Annotated in this window: 9 protein-coding genes, 1 tRNA gene and 4 pseudogenes; 7 read left to right on the top strand and 7 right to left on the bottom strand. The window is 62.6% G+C overall.

The window, feature by feature from the left end:
• Positions 1–16 precede the first annotated feature (16 nt).
• Positions 17–1,573 carry an ISL3 family transposase gene (locus tag IVB45_RS07135; RefSeq protein WP_247807608.1) on the top strand — a complete coding sequence of 519 codons (1,557 nt, stop codon included), beginning with the start codon at positions 17–19 and terminating at the stop codon, positions 1,571–1,573.
• A gap of 244 nt (positions 1,574–1,817) precedes the next feature.
• Positions 1,818–1,940: pseudogene (locus tag IVB45_RS07140) on the top strand (transposase family protein); the annotation flags it as partial.
• A gap of 143 nt (positions 1,941–2,083) precedes the next feature.
• Here the strand turns inward: IVB45_RS07140 and IVB45_RS07145 are convergent.
• Both IVB45_RS07145 and istA read right to left on the bottom strand, forming a co-directional pair.
• Positions 2,084–2,688 (bottom strand): annotated as a pseudogene (locus IVB45_RS07145) (ATP-binding protein).
• Positions 2,685–4,170 (bottom strand): annotated as a pseudogene (istA, locus tag IVB45_RS07150) (IS21 family transposase). Before istA ends, IVB45_RS07145 begins: the two co-directional pseudogenes overlap by 4 nt.
• Before the next feature lie 228 nt (positions 4,171–4,398).
• On the opposite strand from istA, the pseudogene IVB45_RS07155 reads away from it, so the two are divergent.
• Positions 4,399–5,701: pseudogene (locus tag IVB45_RS07155) on the top strand (ISL3 family transposase); the annotation flags it as partial.
• Positions 5,702–5,739: 38 nt separating this feature from the next.
• The gene (locus IVB45_RS07160; RefSeq protein ID WP_247359236.1) at positions 5,740–6,513 is read left to right on the top strand and encodes an IS110 family transposase; all 774 of its coding nucleotides are present in this window, start codon (positions 5,740–5,742) and stop codon (positions 6,511–6,513) included.
• A 570-nt stretch (positions 6,514–7,083) separates the two neighbouring features.
• On the opposite strand, the gene IVB45_RS07165 is transcribed toward IVB45_RS07160, so the two are convergent.
• Complete coding sequence (locus tag IVB45_RS07165) at positions 7,084–8,961, bottom strand: NEL-type E3 ubiquitin ligase domain-containing protein (RefSeq protein ID WP_247359234.1); 1,878 nt, start codon at positions 8,959–8,961, stop codon at positions 7,084–7,086.
• Between the two features lie 1,625 nt (positions 8,962–10,586).
• Here IVB45_RS07165 and IVB45_RS07175 point away from each other — a divergent pair.
• On the top strand, positions 10,587–10,784 hold the full coding sequence (locus tag IVB45_RS07175) for a Dabb family protein (protein WP_247282076.1): 198 nt from the start codon (positions 10,587–10,589) through the stop codon (positions 10,782–10,784).
• A gap of 760 nt (positions 10,785–11,544) precedes the next feature.
• On the opposite strand, the gene IVB45_RS07180 is transcribed toward IVB45_RS07175, so the two are convergent.
• The 3 genes from IVB45_RS07180 to IVB45_RS07190 form a co-directional block, all read right to left on the bottom strand.
• Positions 11,545–11,619, bottom strand: a tRNA-Val gene (locus tag IVB45_RS07180).
• Positions 11,620–11,785: 166 nt separating this feature from the next.
• Complete coding sequence (locus IVB45_RS07185; protein ID WP_247359232.1) at positions 11,786–13,084, bottom strand: hypothetical protein; 1,299 nt, start codon at positions 13,082–13,084, stop codon at positions 11,786–11,788.
• A gap of 118 nt (positions 13,085–13,202) precedes the next feature.
• Positions 13,203–13,808, bottom strand: coding sequence for a DUF1134 domain-containing protein (locus tag IVB45_RS07190; protein ID WP_247359230.1), 606 nt, complete (start codon positions 13,806–13,808; stop codon positions 13,203–13,205).
• A 139-nt stretch (positions 13,809–13,947) separates the two neighbouring features.
• Between IVB45_RS07190 and IVB45_RS07195 the strand changes: the two genes are divergently transcribed.
• Positions 13,948–14,433 carry a YHS domain-containing (seleno)protein gene (locus IVB45_RS07195; protein ID WP_247359228.1) on the top strand — a complete coding sequence of 162 codons (486 nt, stop codon included), beginning with the start codon at positions 13,948–13,950 and terminating at the stop codon, positions 14,431–14,433.
• 13 nt (positions 14,434–14,446) lie between these two features.
• On the opposite strand, the gene IVB45_RS07200 is transcribed toward IVB45_RS07195, so the two are convergent.
• Positions 14,447–15,274, bottom strand: coding sequence for a 3'(2'),5'-bisphosphate nucleotidase CysQ (locus tag IVB45_RS07200; RefSeq protein WP_247359226.1), 828 nt, complete (start codon positions 15,272–15,274; stop codon positions 14,447–14,449).
• A 171-nt stretch (positions 15,275–15,445) separates the two neighbouring features.
• Between IVB45_RS07200 and IVB45_RS07205 the strand changes: the two genes are divergently transcribed.
• Positions 15,446–16,099 (top strand): histidine phosphotransferase family protein, encoded by a 654-nt coding sequence (locus tag IVB45_RS07205; RefSeq protein ID WP_027565198.1) that lies wholly within the window; start codon positions 15,446–15,448, stop codon positions 16,097–16,099.
• The last annotated feature ends 47 nt before the right edge of the window (positions 16,100–16,146 follow it).

Consider the following 16,146-nt stretch of genomic DNA (forward strand, 5'->3'; position numbering starts at 1 on the left):
ACGGAGAATCAGCGCCATGCGGACGGGCTTTCAAACCTCATCGCTAGTACCGAGTGGTTTGGTGTTTGATGGTGTAAGTGACTCAATGGATTCGCTTATTCTGTCTGTTAGGTCGGAAGCTGCGGAGGCTCGGTGCCCTTTGTGCGCGACAGCGTCGAGCCGCATCCATAGCCGCTACGTCCGGCACGTTGCCGATTTGCCATCAGCGGGCAGAAAGGTGCGCCTCCGATTGCTCACGCGGCGCTTCACATGCGAGGTGCCGCATTGCCGCCGGCGGATCTTCGCGGAGCGGTTCGGAGAAGACATCGTCCCGCTGCGACGGCGCCGGACAGCACGGCTGGAATACATCGTCCATCACTTGGGCTTGGCGCTCGGCGGCCGGCCGGCGGCAAGCTTCGCCAAGCGGCTCATGCTGCCTGTCAGCAACGATACCCTGCTACGGGTGGTCCGTCGGCGGACGGCGATGCCGACCGATCCATTGCTTGTTGTGGGCATCGATGACTGGGCGTTCCGGAGAAACCATCGATACGGGACGATCGTGTGCGATTTGGAGCGTCGGCGGATCGTTACCCTGCTGCCCGACAGGGAGACTGCGACCGTTCGGGCGTGGCTATCGAAGCACCCAGCGATCAACATTGTGTCGCGGGATCGCGGTGGTGGATATGGCGAGGCAGCAGCTAAGGCGCTGCCGAACGCCATCCAGGTCGCCGACCGCTGGCATCTGATGGAAAATGCGAGCGCGGCCTTCCTTGATGCGGTGCGCCGCTCCATGAACAGAATCCGAACCGCAATCGGAGCGACAACGATCAACCCGGAATTGCTGACCTATGCGGAAAAGCTGCGCTATCAGGGCTATCTGCGGCGCCAGGACAGCCATGCCGCAATTGCGGCTCTCGTCAGCGACGGTGTGCCGTTCAAGGAGATCGTCCGCCGCACAGGACATAGTCGCAATCTGGTTCGCCAAATTAGCCGCGGTGGCGGTACGGATATGTTCCGCACCCGTCAAAGCACCCTGGACGGGCACCTGCCGTTCCTGGACGCGCAATGGTCAGGCGGCTGTCGCAACGGTGCCGAACTCTGGCGCCGTTTGAAGGGACAAGGCTTTATGGGATCGCTGCGCGTGGTGGCGGAATGGGCGACGCGACGGCGGCGTGCCGAGACTATCAGCCATCAACAATTGCAGAAGGTCCCCGCCGCCAGGACGATAGCGCAGCTGATGACGACGAAGCGCGACCACCTGACCAGGGCCGAGACCGTCACGCTTGCCGTCATCGAACAAAACGTTCCTATGCTGGCCGATGCCCAAGCTCTCGTTGGCCGCTTCCACGCGATGATCCGAAAGAAGGCCGAGATGGAGCTCGAACCTTGGATTGAGGAATCCAAGCGGAGCCTCATTGCCTCGTTCGCGAATGGCATTGCCAACGATAAGGGCGCGGTGCACGCGGCTATCACGCAACCATGGTCCAATGGCCAAGTGGAAGCTCAGATCACCAAGCTCAAGCTGGTCAAACGGCAAATGTACGGGCGCGCTAAGCTCGATCTCCTTCAGGCTAGGCTGATTGGCGCGCCATAAAAACAATCCCGATCATCGAATATGCGTCAGAGCCCGACTGGGACCCCCTATCGGCATCCAAAAGGGGGTCTGACTCATTTCTGGTGAAGTTTGCCGGGCGACTGTGCTTCTCAAACGGAGAATCAGCGCCATGCGGACGGGCTTTCAGATCTCATCGCTAGTACCGAGTGGTTTGGTGTTTGATGGTGTAAGTGACTCAATGGATTCGCTTATTCTGGCTGTCAGGTCGGAAGCTGCGGAGGCTCGGTGCCCTTTGTGCGCGACAGCGTCGAGCCGCATCCATAGCCGCTACGTCCGGCACGTTGCCGATTTGCCATCAGCGGGCAGAAAGGTGCGCCTCCGATTGCTCACGCGGCGCTTCACATGCGAGGTGCCGCATTGCTATAGCGCGACAATCTGGATGGGAAGCGCGCGACAATCAGGATGGCGAGTCGGTGTCGCAGCGAGGTGATGATTGCCGCGATGATTGTCGCGCGCAAGAGTTTTGTTCGCTCTGATTGTCGCGGAGCGTCAATCAGCGAGTGTTTTTGGTGTCGCGTGCGAGGATGGTCGCCCTGGACCACGCTTCCGCTCGAGCGCGGTGCGCCTGCGATAGCTTTCGACGTTCATCTCGACGATGGTGGCGTGGTGAACGAGGCGATCGATGGCGGCGAGCGTCATAGCAGGATCCGGGAAGACCCTGTTCCACTCTCCAAAGGGCTGATTGGCGGTGATCAGCATGGAACGCCGCTCGTAGCGAGCGCTGATGAGCTCGAACAGCAGGCTGCGCCGGGCGGGCCGAACAGCAGCAGATTGGCGCCCTTGCCGAGCCAACCATCGCCGGCGGCGAGCGCGGTCACCTGCGCCTTGGAGATCATCGGCACAGCCTCGAAGTCGAAATTGTCGAAGGTCTTTCCAGCGGGCAGCCGCGCCTCGACGAGATGGCGCTCGACGCGGCGGCGGCCGCGTTCGGCGATCTCGTGCTCGGCAATGGTGGCGAGAAAGCGGGCTGCCGGCCAGCCTTCCTTGTCGGACTGCTCGGCAAATTGCGGCCACAGCACCTTGATGGCTGGCAGCCGCAACTCGTTGAGCAATAGATTGAGGCGCGCGGTGTCAATGGTGTTGGCCGTGCTCATGCGGCACCTCCGATCTCGCCGGCACCGATGAGGCACTCATAGGTGGCGAGCGGTGCGAGCTGCACCACGACGTGCGGCACGCAGGCCGGATCGGGAGAGAAGTAAGCGCGCAGCCGGTTGAGGTCGGGCAGTCGGCCGGCATCAAGCTCGGTCGCGAGCTGATCGGCGAGTTCGGCCTCGCAGCCGCGCTCATGGGCCAGTGCGAGCAGATCGACCATGATCCGGCAGGCTTTCCTGTCCGGCAGCCGTTCGCGCAAGCAATCGAAGGTTCGGCGATAGGCATCGCGCGGGAACAGCCGATCACGGTAGACGAGATTGAGCAGCGCCATTGGCTTGCGCCGCAAGGAATGGATCACGTGCCGATAATCGACGACCTGGTCGTGCTTGCCGTTGGGATGCGGCCGCCCACGCGGCAGGGTGACGAGATGGGTGCCGCCGACGAACACGTCGAGATGATCGTCGTAAAGGCGCACCCGCAGTTGGTGCCCGATCAAACGCGACGGCACGGTGTAGAACACCTTGCGCAAGGTGAAGCCGCCGCTTGACGTCACGCGGACAATCACCTCCTCGTAGTCCGAGGTGCGGCGATCTGGCAACGCCTGCAGGGTGGCGCGCTCGTGGTCGATCCGCTTGGAGTTGCGGGCATTACGGCGGCTGACGATCTCGTCGATGAAGCCGCGATAGGCGGCGAGATCATCGAAGTCGGCAGTGCCGCGCAACAGCAGCGCATCGGCGATCGTCCGCTTGAGATGGCCATGCGAGCTTTCGATCGCCCCGTTCTCGTGGGCGATGCCGCGATTGTTGCGGGAAGGCCGCATGCCGTAGTGGGCGCAGAGGTCCTCGTACCGCCTGGTCAGATCGTTCCTCGCATTGCGATCGAGATTGCAGAAGGCGGCCGACAGGCTGTCGGTCCGATGCTCCCGCGGGGCCCCACCGAGCGATCACAGGGCATTCTGCAGCCCTTCGGCCAATGCGACGAAGCTCTCGCCACCGAGCACGACATGGGCGTGTTCAAACCCGCAATAGGCCAACCGGAAGTGATACAGGCGATGATCGAGCGGCACGCCAGCGATGGCGACCCCAAGCTCGCCCATATCGGTGAAGTCGGACAGGCCGACCTGGCCCACTTCGTGGGTCTGGCGGAAGATGACCTCCTGCTCCTCGCCGTGGATCGCCCGCCAGGCGCGGATCCGGCGCTCGAGCGTGCGGCGGATTCCAGCCCCCAGCTCAGGATGGCCGTCGGAGCATCTCCTCGAAGATCGCCACGGGCCGCACGCCGGGAGCCGCCTTCAGCATCGGCACGACCTCCAGGCCGAAGACGTTAGCCAAGGGATCCGGCCGGCGCCTTTGCCGCGGTGACTTCTTTTGCGACGGAAGGCGCAGATCATTCTCGAGCCGATAAGCGGTCGACGAACTGAACGACGCCTTCGCGGCCGCCTCTGGCGGCGAATTGGTTTGACGGAACTTCATGTAGAGCCTCATCTGGTGATCGGTGACATGGCAGCCTGGCAACGGGTGATTCCTCTTTGGCGAGAAGAACCATCCATCACCGGCCAGCCGCGATCGCCAGACGGCGCGGTCCGCTCGGATCGCGCCGTCGCCGGGCTCGTAACTCCGGTCGGGCTACGTCCTCCCTGCGTCACGAGCCCGGCGAAGCTCTCTCATCCTGATTGACGCTGCACTTCCATCCTGATTGCCGCGCCGCAGCATTGCGGCCGGCGGATCTTCGCGGAGCGGTTCGGAGAAGACGTCGTTCCGCTTCGACGGCGCCGGACGGCACGGCTGGAATACATCGTCCATCACCTGGGGTTGGCGCTGGGCGGCCGGCCGGCGGCAAGCTTCGCCAAGCGCTCATGCTGCCTGTCAGCAACGATACCTTGCTACGGGTGGTCCGCCGGCGGGCGGCGATGACGACAGATCCATTGCTTGTTGTGGGCATCGATGACTGGGCGTTCCGGAGAAACCATCGATACGGGACGATCGTGTGCGATTTGGAGCGTCGGCGGATCGTTACCCTGCTGCCCGACAGGGAGACTGCGACCGTTCGGGCGTGGCTATCGAAGCACCCAGCGATCAACATTGTGTCGCGAGATCGCGGTGGTGGATACGGCGATGCAGCAGCCAAGGCGCTGCCGAACGCCATCCAAGTCGCCGACCGCTGGCATCTGATGGAAAATGCGAGAGCGGCCTTCCTTGATGCGGTGCGCCGCTCCATGAACAGAATCCGAACCGCAATCGGAGCGACGATGATCGACCCGGAATTGCTGACCTGTGCGGAAAAGCTGCGCTATCAGGGCTATCTGCGGCGCCAGGACAGCCATGCCGTAATTACGGCTCTCGTCAGCGACGGTGTGCCGCTCAAGGAGATCGTCCGCCGCACAGGACATAGTCGCAATCTGGTTCGCCAAATTAGCCGCGGCGGCGGTGCGGATATGTTCCGCACCCGTCAAAGCACCCCGGACGGGCATCTGCCGTTCCTGGACACGCAGTGGTCAGGCGGCTGCCGCAACGGTGCCGAGCTCTGGCGCCGCTTGAAGGGACAAGGCTTCAAGGGATCGCTGCGCGGGGTGGCGGAATGGCGACGCGACGGCGGCGTGCCGAGACTATCAGCCGTCAACAATTGCAGAAGGTCCCCGCCGCCAGGATGATAGCGCAGCTGATGACGACGAAGCGCGACCACCTAACCAAGGCGGAGACCGTCACGCTTGCGGTCATCGAACAAAACGTTCCTATGCTGGCCGATGCCCAAGCTCTCGTTGGCCGCTTCCACGCGATGATCCGAAGGAAGGCCGTCGAGCTCGAACCTTGGATTAAAGAATCCAAGCGGAGCCTCATTGCCTCGTTCGCGAATGGAATCGCCAACGACAAGGGCGCGGTGCACGCCGCTATTACGCAACCATGGTCCAATGGCCAAGTGGAAGCTCAGATCACCAAGCTCAAGCTGGTCAAACGGCAGATGTACGGGCGCGCCAAGCTCGATCTGCTTCAAGCCAGGCTGATTGGCGCGCCATAAAAACAAACACGATCATCGAATATGCGTCAGAGCCCCGATTGGATGCCGATCACCCCGAAAACGGGGTCGTTATTCCATGCCGAAACACAATTCGTCGAGATATCGAGAACCAGGTCCGCAGTCTAATCAAAGAATACGGCTTGCTCTTCCCACGCGCGATCGGACTGCGGTTTCGCAATCAGGTCTGCGAGCTATTGGGCAAGGATCATCAGCTCCTCGGTGTGATCGCGCCGCTTCTGTCGATCCATGAGCAGATCTGCAAGCAGCAAAGCAAGTTCGACGACGAAGTCCGCCAATTGGCGAAGTCGGATGAGACGACGCGCCGCCTAATGACGGTTCCTGGTGTCGGCGTGGTGACCGCGTTGACCTTCCGCCATACGATCGACGACCCATCGCGCTTCCGATCGGCATCAAGCGTCGGCGCCTATTTGGGTCTTACGCCTCGACGCAACCAGTCTGGCGAAACTGACATCAATGGCAAGATATCACGATGGGGCGACCGTCTTCTCCGAACTTACCTGTACGAGGCGGCGACCGTCCTGCTTTATCGAACAAAGAAATGGTCCTCTCTCAAGGCTTGGGGCATGAAACTCGCCAAGCGGATTGGCATGCGAAAGGCAAAGGTCGCCATCGTGCGCAAAATCGCCCTCGTTCTTCACTGTATCTGGGTCGATGGCACATCTTTCGACTGGGGCCAGGCGAAGGAAGCCTCATCCGATCATGTAAAGTTCCTGGTCCGGTCTGCCGGACTGGCGATGTCCCGCTGGGACGGTGTTGTGGCGACCTCGTTCATTCGGCTGGTGGCGGCTTGACTGTACTCCGCTGCAGACGTTGAGGCGCCCGACCCGGACATCATCATGAGGCGCTCCGCGACCTCGGAAAGGACCATGACCCCAGCGAAGACATCAACAACCCCGGGCGATCCAATGCCTGGCCGGCAAAGCACGTATTAGCCGCGCCCGCGCCGTCTCCGCAACCCGGACCAGCTCCGACGGCGCGAGCACTACCACTGTGCCGTGGGCGAGTTCAGAAATGTAAGCTTGACAACAAACTGCAATTAAAGGGCCGAATGACAGATTACAGATCAGCGGTGCCCACGTCCAGCGAATGACCCAGGCGTATCCACGTCCCGCGGCCACCCTTTCGGCTGCTCACTCCGACCGCCCGGCCGGGTGTTTCAATCCTCAGGTTCAAATGGAATTTCCTGTCGATCCCATCAGCCCGACCAAGCTGTTCGTGGCCATCAATCAGTGTCATCAGTGAACACTCATGTCGGCAGCCTCGCCGGCGCTTCGTCTGGCCCAACATACTTCTAGAGAGGGAGTGATCGTAAGCGTGGATCACACAATGAGAGCCGAGTCTTTTGTTCCGAACATCGACCGCTACGATCCCCGACCGCGCCCGCCGTCTCCCCTCGCGACCTGCGTTGGCGCGGCCGGCTGCAGCGTGAGGCCGTGTTCCCCGAGAACTTGGCGCGTCAGCGCGCCATTGATCTCGCGGGCGATCTCGTCGCGGATCTTGGCCCCGAGCTGCCGCTCGGCGTCAGCGTCGCCGTTCAGATGAAGATCAGTGAGCCGTTCCGTCAGTCGGCTCTCGAACTCCTCACCCATCGCATCGACGAGCCGATCCTGCATCTCTGCATGAGCTTCGGGCGCGATGCGGCGCAGCACCGTGTCCCAGGGTTGCCAGCTCGTTGCCAGATAGTCGGCGAATTCCGCCGCCTCCTTGCTTCGCACGACGGCCTCGGCGGTGGCAAGGTCATGTTCGTCCACGTGAGCCACACCGAAGTAGCGCATGGCTGGGGCGATGTGCTTCAGGTCCAGCCGGTCGCGCAGTTTGACTTGATATGCGAGATAGACCTCGATCTCGTCGACGAACCGGAGCGAGCTGACCTTGTCTCGGGCTATCCCGTCCAGCACGCCCAAACGGAACATGACCCGGCCTTGTTCGACGAGCTTGTCGAGGCGCCCGTCGTAGGCTCCCTCCTCGACATCAGCGTTCAGCCGTGCGGTCTGCATGTCGTTCCAAGCCAAAGTGATGCGATCCTGGCAGCTCGCGCTTGCTCCAATGGCCGACTGGAAGTACTGGGCGCGCAATCCCGGCCTGATCGCCGCCTGCCGCAGATCGTCTGCCACTCCCACCCGGAACTCGGAATTGCTAGAGTTCACCGTGTCCAGTAGCCTATCGAGGAAGCGAGCGTATTCTTTAGCACCCGGCTCTTCTGCGAAGGCTCGCCAGAGCGCTGCTGTGTTCGGTTCGTTTGGGAGCCAAGCCGCGACCGCCTCGCACAGAGGCCGCGCTTGATCTTGCGCCGCCCCGTCATGCACCGAGAAGAAGATCTGCGGTCCGGCATAGTCCTGGCTATTCAAGGTTGACGCCAAGTTCGTTAGCACCCGCTCCGGCAGCGGATTATTTTCTAGCTGAACGCGGCATTCCGAGCCGAGCTGCGTCGGCAACGTCTCGGGCAGGCTGGTCAGTTGGTTGTTCCTGAGGTCGAGCCGACGGAGCCCAGCCGGGAAGGCGGCAGGCAGACTGGTCACTTGGTTGTTGCTGGCCTCGAGCTGCTGAAGCGTTGGTGGCAGGGTATCGGTCAGACTGGTCAGCCGATTGTTGCTGAGGTTGAGCCGACGGAGCCCAGCTGGCAAGGCTTCGGGCAGATCGGTCACTTGGTTGTTGCTGGCGTCGAGCTGCTGAAGCGTTGCTGGTAGGGTATCGGTCAGACTGGTCAACCGATTGTTGCTGAGGTTGAGCCGACGGAGCCCAGCCGGGAAGGCGGCAGGCAGGCGGCTCACCCGGTTGCCGCTGACATTAAGATCTTGAAGTCCGGCCGGAAAAGCGTCGGACAGGCTGGTCAGCAGGTTGTTGCTGGCGTCGAGCCAGAGGAGGTTGGCCTGGCCCTCGATCGACAAACTACTCAGCCGATTGTGCATGATAGAGAGCCCCTGCATCTCTGGCGGCAGGACGGGCAAAGTGGTTAGCGCCAGAGATGCCAGATTCAGCGGCACGTGTACATCAGCCACTTCCTGCCAGGCTCTCACTCGGCTTACTGCCTCTCGCCGATCCTCCTGTTCGCCCTGTCCCGGTTCGGCGACCCAGCTTTCCAGCTGTCCTTGAGCCGGGGAAGGGCCGGTGGCCACCCTCAAGGCTTCGACCCACTGTGCTGCAGCCTGAGTAAGACCGCACAGGCAGCTTTGCCGGTGCCCACGTTCGGAAGTTTCGGAATCAATGCGGGCGCTTCGCTGGGTCTGTTCTGTATGCATAATTCTTCTTCTAAATGAAGGAAGTGGCGCCGGAGCGGCGGTTCTCTACCTTGATCGCCATCGCTACTGAGTGAGTACCGAGACATGATAAAGCAGGCTCCAAGACCGGGCTTGCCAACCTAGGACCGCCCGAACACGCTACCCATTCGTTCGCGGTCAGATGCAGCCGATCATAGTACGTTCGCGAAATTTGAGTCGTCCAATTGGTTGACATCCATCAAGGGCACATCCCATTCTCCTCCGCAGATCAAGCTGGATCTGGCGGTCCAGGCAGCGGCGTCTCACCATAGCAGGCTTAGCTGTCCATGAGCTGACGAGCCGCAGGACAAGACGCCAGTGTGCCGACGGCCCTATCAATGGAGCCGCATCCATTCACTCGCGCAACGTCCCCTTCTGACGACATCCGATGCCATTCGTCGACCGAAAATCCGCATAGTTCTCGCGGATCAGATCGAGTTATTTGACTACATCCTGGGTTTCGGCCCGAGCGACAGCGGTAACACCCATGTCGCGGTGGCTGTCGGACATGCCCTTATCGCGGTCGACGGTCTCGTCCAAAAGCGCCACCTGCTCGGCGCGATTTGTCGCGACCCACGCTCCTCTCGCCTCGACGGCTTCGATTGTCTAATCTTGACCAGTAGGAACTCGATGCGGCCGAGACTCGGATCGATAACCAGCTCGGTTCTCTTGGTCGATTAGCCGTCACCTAAATGCAATGCGATCAGCTGCCCGTCGCCGGGGTTATGCTCCTTTCCGAGATCGCAAGCGCCTCATGATGATGTCCGGATCGGGTGGGTCATCCTCTGCAATGGCGGGCGGGCGAGCTCGCCACCAGTCGATTGACCGAGGTCACCACGACCACCGTCTCAGCGGGACATCGCCGGCCCGGCGGACCGGGCCAGAAACTTGCAAATTAAGGCCGGGCCGGCGCGTGGCCCCAGTCAAACGACATGCCGTCGACGGAAATGCAGTGGAGGATCACAGAGATATTGTGCGCAATGGCGACGTTGCCTTTTCATACCGACACGCTTCGCGAGCTTTATTCCCAAGGCCTTCCGCGTTTCGCTCATGGTGAGCGGCGATTTCAGCGATGGTGAGCAGGCATTTCGCGCGATCGGCCGCGCCTTTGAGCTGATCTGCCGGCGCGTCAAACTTTTGTGAAATGCTCGGGCGAACTCGATGCAATGGTGAGCTTGCCATACCGAAGAAGGTCGGCAAAGGGAGCCGAATTCATTTTCCGCAGCTGACAATAGAAGGCTATCGGATCGAACGAGTTTCGCCAGGCGAGCGCTGAAGCGCTGCGCAATGTTGACCTGGAAGGCGTCACCCGACAGACCAATCACGCGTTGTACAGCCGCGACGGCCTGGCCTGGTGTAAAGGAGGGGGCTGAGACTGTAACCAGCCCAACAAATTCTTCGAGTGTTCGGCGAGCTCTCTCACGCCGGCGAACCGGATCCTGCTCCGGCCACCCGGTAGAAAGGACCAGCATTTGTCATGGCGGTAATCCAAGCTTATCACGCCTCGTAAAGATATAGGAGTGCCTGAGGCAAGCGATGCCTCCCGACGGTATCGTTCCAGCGTCCTGTTCAGCTCGTAGCCAAAAAGCCGGCGGCGCCGCCCTGGAATGCCGGGAGATCGGCGCGACGGCCTTTCCGTTCTCGCCAAAATCCCGCACGCACGCCGGCTTGAGCTCGCTCGCAAGCGCAAGAGTGACCGGCTTGGCAACGAAATTGACGTGATCGTCTACGGTGAATTCGACGACGAAGTCGAACTCGAAGCCTATAAAGCGCACGAGCTTTACCAGGAGTCGATCCGGCAGTAGCTCTCGGAGCGGACTGACCTGAGCGAAGTCAATCCGCAACTTCGCGATGAACTTTGAGTAGATGCTTCCGTGGAGGTCATTAGCTTCGCGCGGATCGACGCTCGACGACGGGGCAGAAGACACTCGATGTGCAGGAGATCGAGTGCGGCAACGCGGAAGAAGCTCTTCAGCTTGGCTCTGCCGGGGAGGCTAACCAACCGATCGAAGTCTGGTGTGGCCCACGGCGGCTCGGTCGCTTTGAGCCAGAGCGAAGGTAAGCGAGACCGCTGCCGCCCCTCATTCTTGACTTTGGCCGAGCGTCGCCTTCATCAAGGCGAGCAACACATCAGCCAGCAAGAGACGGTGATAACCTAAACGTCGATCGTTATGGCTGCACGATGTGCCATCGGGGATGGGTGACGAGTACCGCGGATACGCACGGGCAAACGAGAACCCGTCAGCCCTACGTCGCTGGCGGGTTTTTCTTTAGGGACGCAGCCGAAGTCCTGCTGCTCGGCAGAGTGATCGCTTACCGCCTGAGAAAGACTAAAGCAGAGCGAAACAGTGCAGGAACATCGCAGGACAAGAGCGCGTCGAGACAAACGAGGTCGCCTACACTGGTTGGGTGGGGAGAACATCGAACGGTCGTACTATGACCAGCCGAGCCGTTCTGTAGGCCTCGCACCATCATTGCTCGCTTCGTGCCCCTATTGTGCCCCCGCTTTTTTGGGGCACATACTTGGAGAACCTTGCCGCTAAGTGGCTGATTTGGCTAGGTTAATGGTGGGCGCACAAGGGATCGAACCTTGGACCTCTCCCGTGTGAAGGGAACGCTCTCCCGCTGAGCTATGCACCCGAAACCATCATGCAGGCGGCCCGAGTTCGGCCACCGACGCTTTGGAGCCCGCGATTTAGAAGTGCGGGCCGAACGTGTCAAGTTTCGAGGCGCCCGAAGACGTTAAAAGCGGCCCGGAAACCTTCCGCAGACCGCGCAATTCGGCGGTCAGACCGTTTGGAGCCGCCTACGCGCCCTGCTGGCGGGCGCGGGAGGCGTGGGCCTGGAGCGCGCGGATGCGTTCGGCCAGTGTTCCGCCACCTTCGGGCAGGGTGCCTGCGGCCGTGCCGTTGGTCGGGGCGTCATTGGCCGGGCGCGGCGCCGGCCTCGGCGGCTGGCCGGCCTCGGCCGCGAGCAGGGCCTCGATCGGCGAGTTCGGGCCTTCGAGCTGCATCGCGAGCTTGGCCACCTCGGCGGCGATATCGTTGATGCGTTCGCGCAGCAGCGCGTTCTCCATCCGCTCGGTCGCCCAGGAGCTCTCGGCCTGCTGCTGGATCGCGTTGATGTCGCGCTGGAGCTTGGCGCGCTCGTCGCGGGCGGTGCGCAGCTGCTCCTCCAGCGCGGTCTTTTCCGCGCGGATCGATTCCATTGCGGCCGACGATTTGCCGCCGCTCAAGGCCGCGATCTCGACGCGCAGCTCCTTGATGGTGCGCTCGGAACTCTCATTGGCCTGGCGGAGCTGGTTGTTCTCATAGTCGCGCTCGGCGAGCAGCTTGCCCTGCGTGGCCAGGCGGCCTTCGAGATCGCCGACACGGCCCGACAGCATCTCGGCCTCTTTCACCTGCACGATGAGCTGGCGATCGAGGTCCGTGACGCGCTGGCTCAGATTCTCGACGCGGCCGCGGGCGTCGCCGAGCTCGCGCGAGGCGGTCTCGGATTCGGTGCGCTCCTGCGCCAGCCGCGCCTGCGTCGCGGCAAATTCCTTCTCGGCGTCGCCGACGCGGTTCTTCAGCTCCTCGATCTGCGCACGGACCGCGACCAGCTCGACCTGACGGCTCTCCGCCATCATCGAGCGGTCGGACAGTTCGGAATTGATCTTTGCGAGCTCGCCCTGCTTGTCCGTCAGCGCGAGCTCGGCGGCGCGCAGGGCTGCGGTCTTGGTGTTGAATTCCTCTTCGGTGGCGCGGAGCTGCTCCTTCACCGCCTTCTCGCGCGCTTCGAGCGCGAAGATCGTGGCGTTCTTCTCGCCGAGTTCGATCTTCATGCGGTTGATGGCGTCGCTCTTCTTGCCGAGCTCGGCGAGCTGGCTCGTGGTCTTGTTCTTGAGCTGGTCGACGCTCATCTCCAGCCGTCGCGCCGACATGGCGAATTCGGCGCGGAGCTGGTCCTTGTCGGCCTGGATCTCGGCCATCGACAACGGCGTGGCGGCCTCGAGCCGGCGCGTGGTCAGGCGCACGGCGCGGTTATGCACCAGCGGCACGATCGCGAGCCCGCACAGCATCGAGAGCAGGAAACCGATCGCCAGGTACATGATCGGTTCGACCATGGGCCAGAACTCCCAAAGCTAAGGAAAATTTACCAAGGACATTGCATGCGGGGCCCGCAAAAAGCCAGCCCCGACATGTCGTTAACCTTGATCCGTCGCCGCAGGGGAAAGCGGGACGTTAGAACGGGTTCCAGGTCGCGCGCGGGGTGAATTTCAAATAGCCGATATTGGCTCCCAGCCGCAGGCCGAGGCCCGAGCGGATCGGCACCAGCACGATGTTGTTGGCAGTGAGTGCCGTCATGCCGAAGCCGCCGATGATGTAGGCCGAGCCGTCGAGGCCGGCGAAGCGCTGGTAGATCGCGTTGGTGGCGGGCAGATTATAGACCAGCGTCATGGTGCGCGCGCCGTCGCCACCCCAGTCGAAGCCGAGCGAGGGACCCTGCCAGTAGACGCGCAGGTCGCCGGCGTTCTTGGTGTAGAGCGTGCCTTCGCCGTAGCGCAGACCGGCGACGAAAGCGCCGGAGCCCTCCTCACCGAGGATATAGCCGTTGGGCAGGCCCCATTGGCTGACCGCCTTCTCGATGATCGAGGCGAGACCGCGCGAGACGTTGCCGAAGAAGCGGTGGCCGGCGTTCACGAGTTCGTCCGGCCCATAGGTGCTGGGCGTCTGGGTCCGCTGCGGCGGCGGCAAATCGGGCGGCGGCTGCTGCTGGGCGGAAGCCGGAATGATCCACCCGACCATCGCGGCAAGCGCGACTGCGGCAAGGCGTGATGCGAAAGTCATAAAAGAACCCCTGGTATCGAATCCGGTCGCTTCCTTAACCTGACGCCAACAGGCACGGCTCTAGGTTGCGCCGGATGTCCCCTCGACTCGGATGTTATCCGCAGCAACTATGACGGCACAACGGCAGGAAGCCAGCCCTTTGCGCCCCGGAATTGCCTTGATCGGCCTTCTGGTCTGCATGCTGTCGGGCATTTGGATCCTCTGCGCAGGGGTGCCGGCGCAGGCGGCCACCACCGAGCGGATCGTCGTCAACCGCTTCAGCGGCGTGGCGATCGAGGGCTTCGACCCCGTGGCCTATTTCGTCGCTGGCGCGGCCGTGCAGGGAACGGCCGAATTCGAGGCGAACCTGTGGGGCGCAGTCTGGCGCTTTCGGAACGAGGGCAACCGAGCCTCTTTCCTGGCACATCCCGAGGTCTACGGGCCGCAGTTCGGCGGCTACGATCCGGTCGATATCGCCCGCGGGGTCACCATCGCCGGCAACCCCCGTTTCTTCGCGATCGCGGCGCAGCGGCTCTATCTGTTCAGCCGGGAAGCCAATCGCGACGGCTTCGCCGCCAACCCCGAGCGCTTTCTCTACGAGGTGGGCAAGCGCTGGCCGGCCCTCCAGGACAAGCTCAGCCAGTAGCGCCCTTACGACGTCAGACTCTTGCCGCCTGCGGGTCACCCCAGGCGATGAACTCCGGGATGATGAAGCCGCCATCGTGCCGCTCGCCGAAGCGGAGCGCGCCGCCCTTGCCGTCGGTTACGCTGCCGCCGGCTGCGGTCACGACCGCGTAGCCCGCCCCGACGTCCCATTCACAAGTAGGCCCGAAGCGGGGATAGATGTCGGCACTGCCTTCCGCGATCCGGCCGAATTTCACGGCCGAGCCGACCGTCTTTCTGACGGCGTTGGGGCGGTGATCGATGAAGGCCTCGGTTCTGGGATCTCCATGCGAGCGGCTCACCGCGGCGATCCATGGCTCGCCCAGGGGCGGCAACTTGCGGGTATGGATCGGCTCGGCAGCGCGGATCGTCGCGCCGTCGAACCTGACGCGCTCGGCGCCGCGGCCGACGATGCCGCGCCAGAGCAGCCCGAGTGCGGGCGCGCTGACGATGCCCAGCAGCGGCACGCCCGATGTCACCAGGGCAAGGTTGACGGTGAACTCGTCGCGCCCGGCGACGAACTCCTTGGTGCCGTCCAGCGGATCGATCAGAAAGAAGCTGTCGCGGAACGGCGGCGAGGCGAGCTGGGTCCGCTCTTCCGAGAGCGTCGGGATCTCGCCCGCGAGCTGCGCCAGCCCGTCCGCGATGATGCGGTCGGCGGCAAGGTCGGCCTCGGTCACCGGCGAGCCGTCCTGCTTGCCGTCGACCCGCATCGCCGCGCGGTTGACCGCGAGGATGGCTTCGCCCGCCTTCACCACCAGCGCGGTGAGCGGCTCCATCAGGTGGGAGGCGGCCGCGCCGTCGATGATCCGCTTCACCTGCATGCCTCATTCATCGGCAATTCCATCCCTGCTCGAGTGATTCGCCGCGGCATTAGGGCCGGTTCGAACCGATCGCAAGCTAGCTGCCATGGGCTTGCGAATGTTAGAACCTGCGGCATTCGTCAAGCATGCTTGATTCGCCGCGTCCGCGCCGTGCAATTCCAGGAACCCTTTATGTCTGACGCTTCGTCACCCGCTACCGTTGCCGCTCCAGATGCGCTCGAACTCGCTGCGCTGCTGTGCTCGCGGGTCTGCCACGATCTCATCAGCCCTGTCGGCGCCATCGTCAATGGGCTCGAAGTGCTCGACGACGATCCCAAGCCCGACGACCGCGAGTTCGCACTCGACCTGATTCGCAAGAGCGCGAAAACCGCCTCCGCTCGCCTCCAGTTCTGCCGTCTTGCCTTTGGTGCGGCCGGCTCGTCCGGCGCGCAGATCGATCTCGGCGATGCCCAGACCATGGCGCGCGGCCACATCGAGGACGGCAAGTGCTCGATCACCTGGAATCTGCCGCGGATCCTGCTGCCGAAGAATCGCGTCAAGCTGTTGCTCAACATGCTGGTCGTTTCGCAGCACACGATCCCGCGCGGCGGCACGCTGACGATCGATCCGATCGGCGAGGGCGAGACGATGAGCTTCCGCATCACCGCGACCGGACATAATGCGCGCCTGCCGCAGAACATCTCCGAGCTCCTGAGCGGCGAGCGCGGCCCGGCCGCGGATGCGCACGCGATCCAGCCTTATTATACGCGGCTGTTGGCAGAGGCCTGCGGGCTCACCGTGAGGCTCGCGCATGAAGGCGAGGCCATCACCATTATCGCGTCGTAGACTCGTCGCCGCTCCCAAACGTTAATCGAATCTTTACAAGGCGCTTC

It is taken from the genome of Bradyrhizobium sp. 4, from assembly GCF_023100905.1.
GTDB lineage: Bacteria > Pseudomonadota > Alphaproteobacteria > Rhizobiales > Xanthobacteraceae > Bradyrhizobium.

Coding starts and splice junctions, on each gene's coding strand:
- IVB45_RS07135 (WP_247807608.1), top strand. CDS start 17: ATGCGGACGGGCTTTCAAACCTCATCGCTAGTACCGAGTGGTTTGGTG.
- IVB45_RS07165 (WP_247359234.1), bottom strand. CDS start 8,961: ATGCATACAGAACAGACCCAGCGAAGCGCCCGCATTGATTCCGAAACT.
- IVB45_RS07175 (WP_247282076.1), top strand. CDS start 10,587: ATGCCGGGAGATCGGCGCGACGGCCTTTCCGTTCTCGCCAAAATCCCG.
- IVB45_RS07185 (WP_247359232.1), bottom strand. CDS start 13,084: ATGGTCGAACCGATCATGTACCTGGCGATCGGTTTCCTGCTCTCGATG.
- IVB45_RS07190 (WP_247359230.1), bottom strand. CDS start 13,808: ATGACTTTCGCATCACGCCTTGCCGCAGTCGCGCTTGCCGCGATGGTC.
- IVB45_RS07200 (WP_247359226.1), bottom strand. CDS start 15,274: ATGCAGGTGAAGCGGATCATCGACGGCGCGGCCGCCTCCCACCTGATG.
- IVB45_RS07205 (WP_027565198.1), top strand. CDS start 15,446: ATGTCTGACGCTTCGTCACCCGCTACCGTTGCCGCTCCAGATGCGCTC.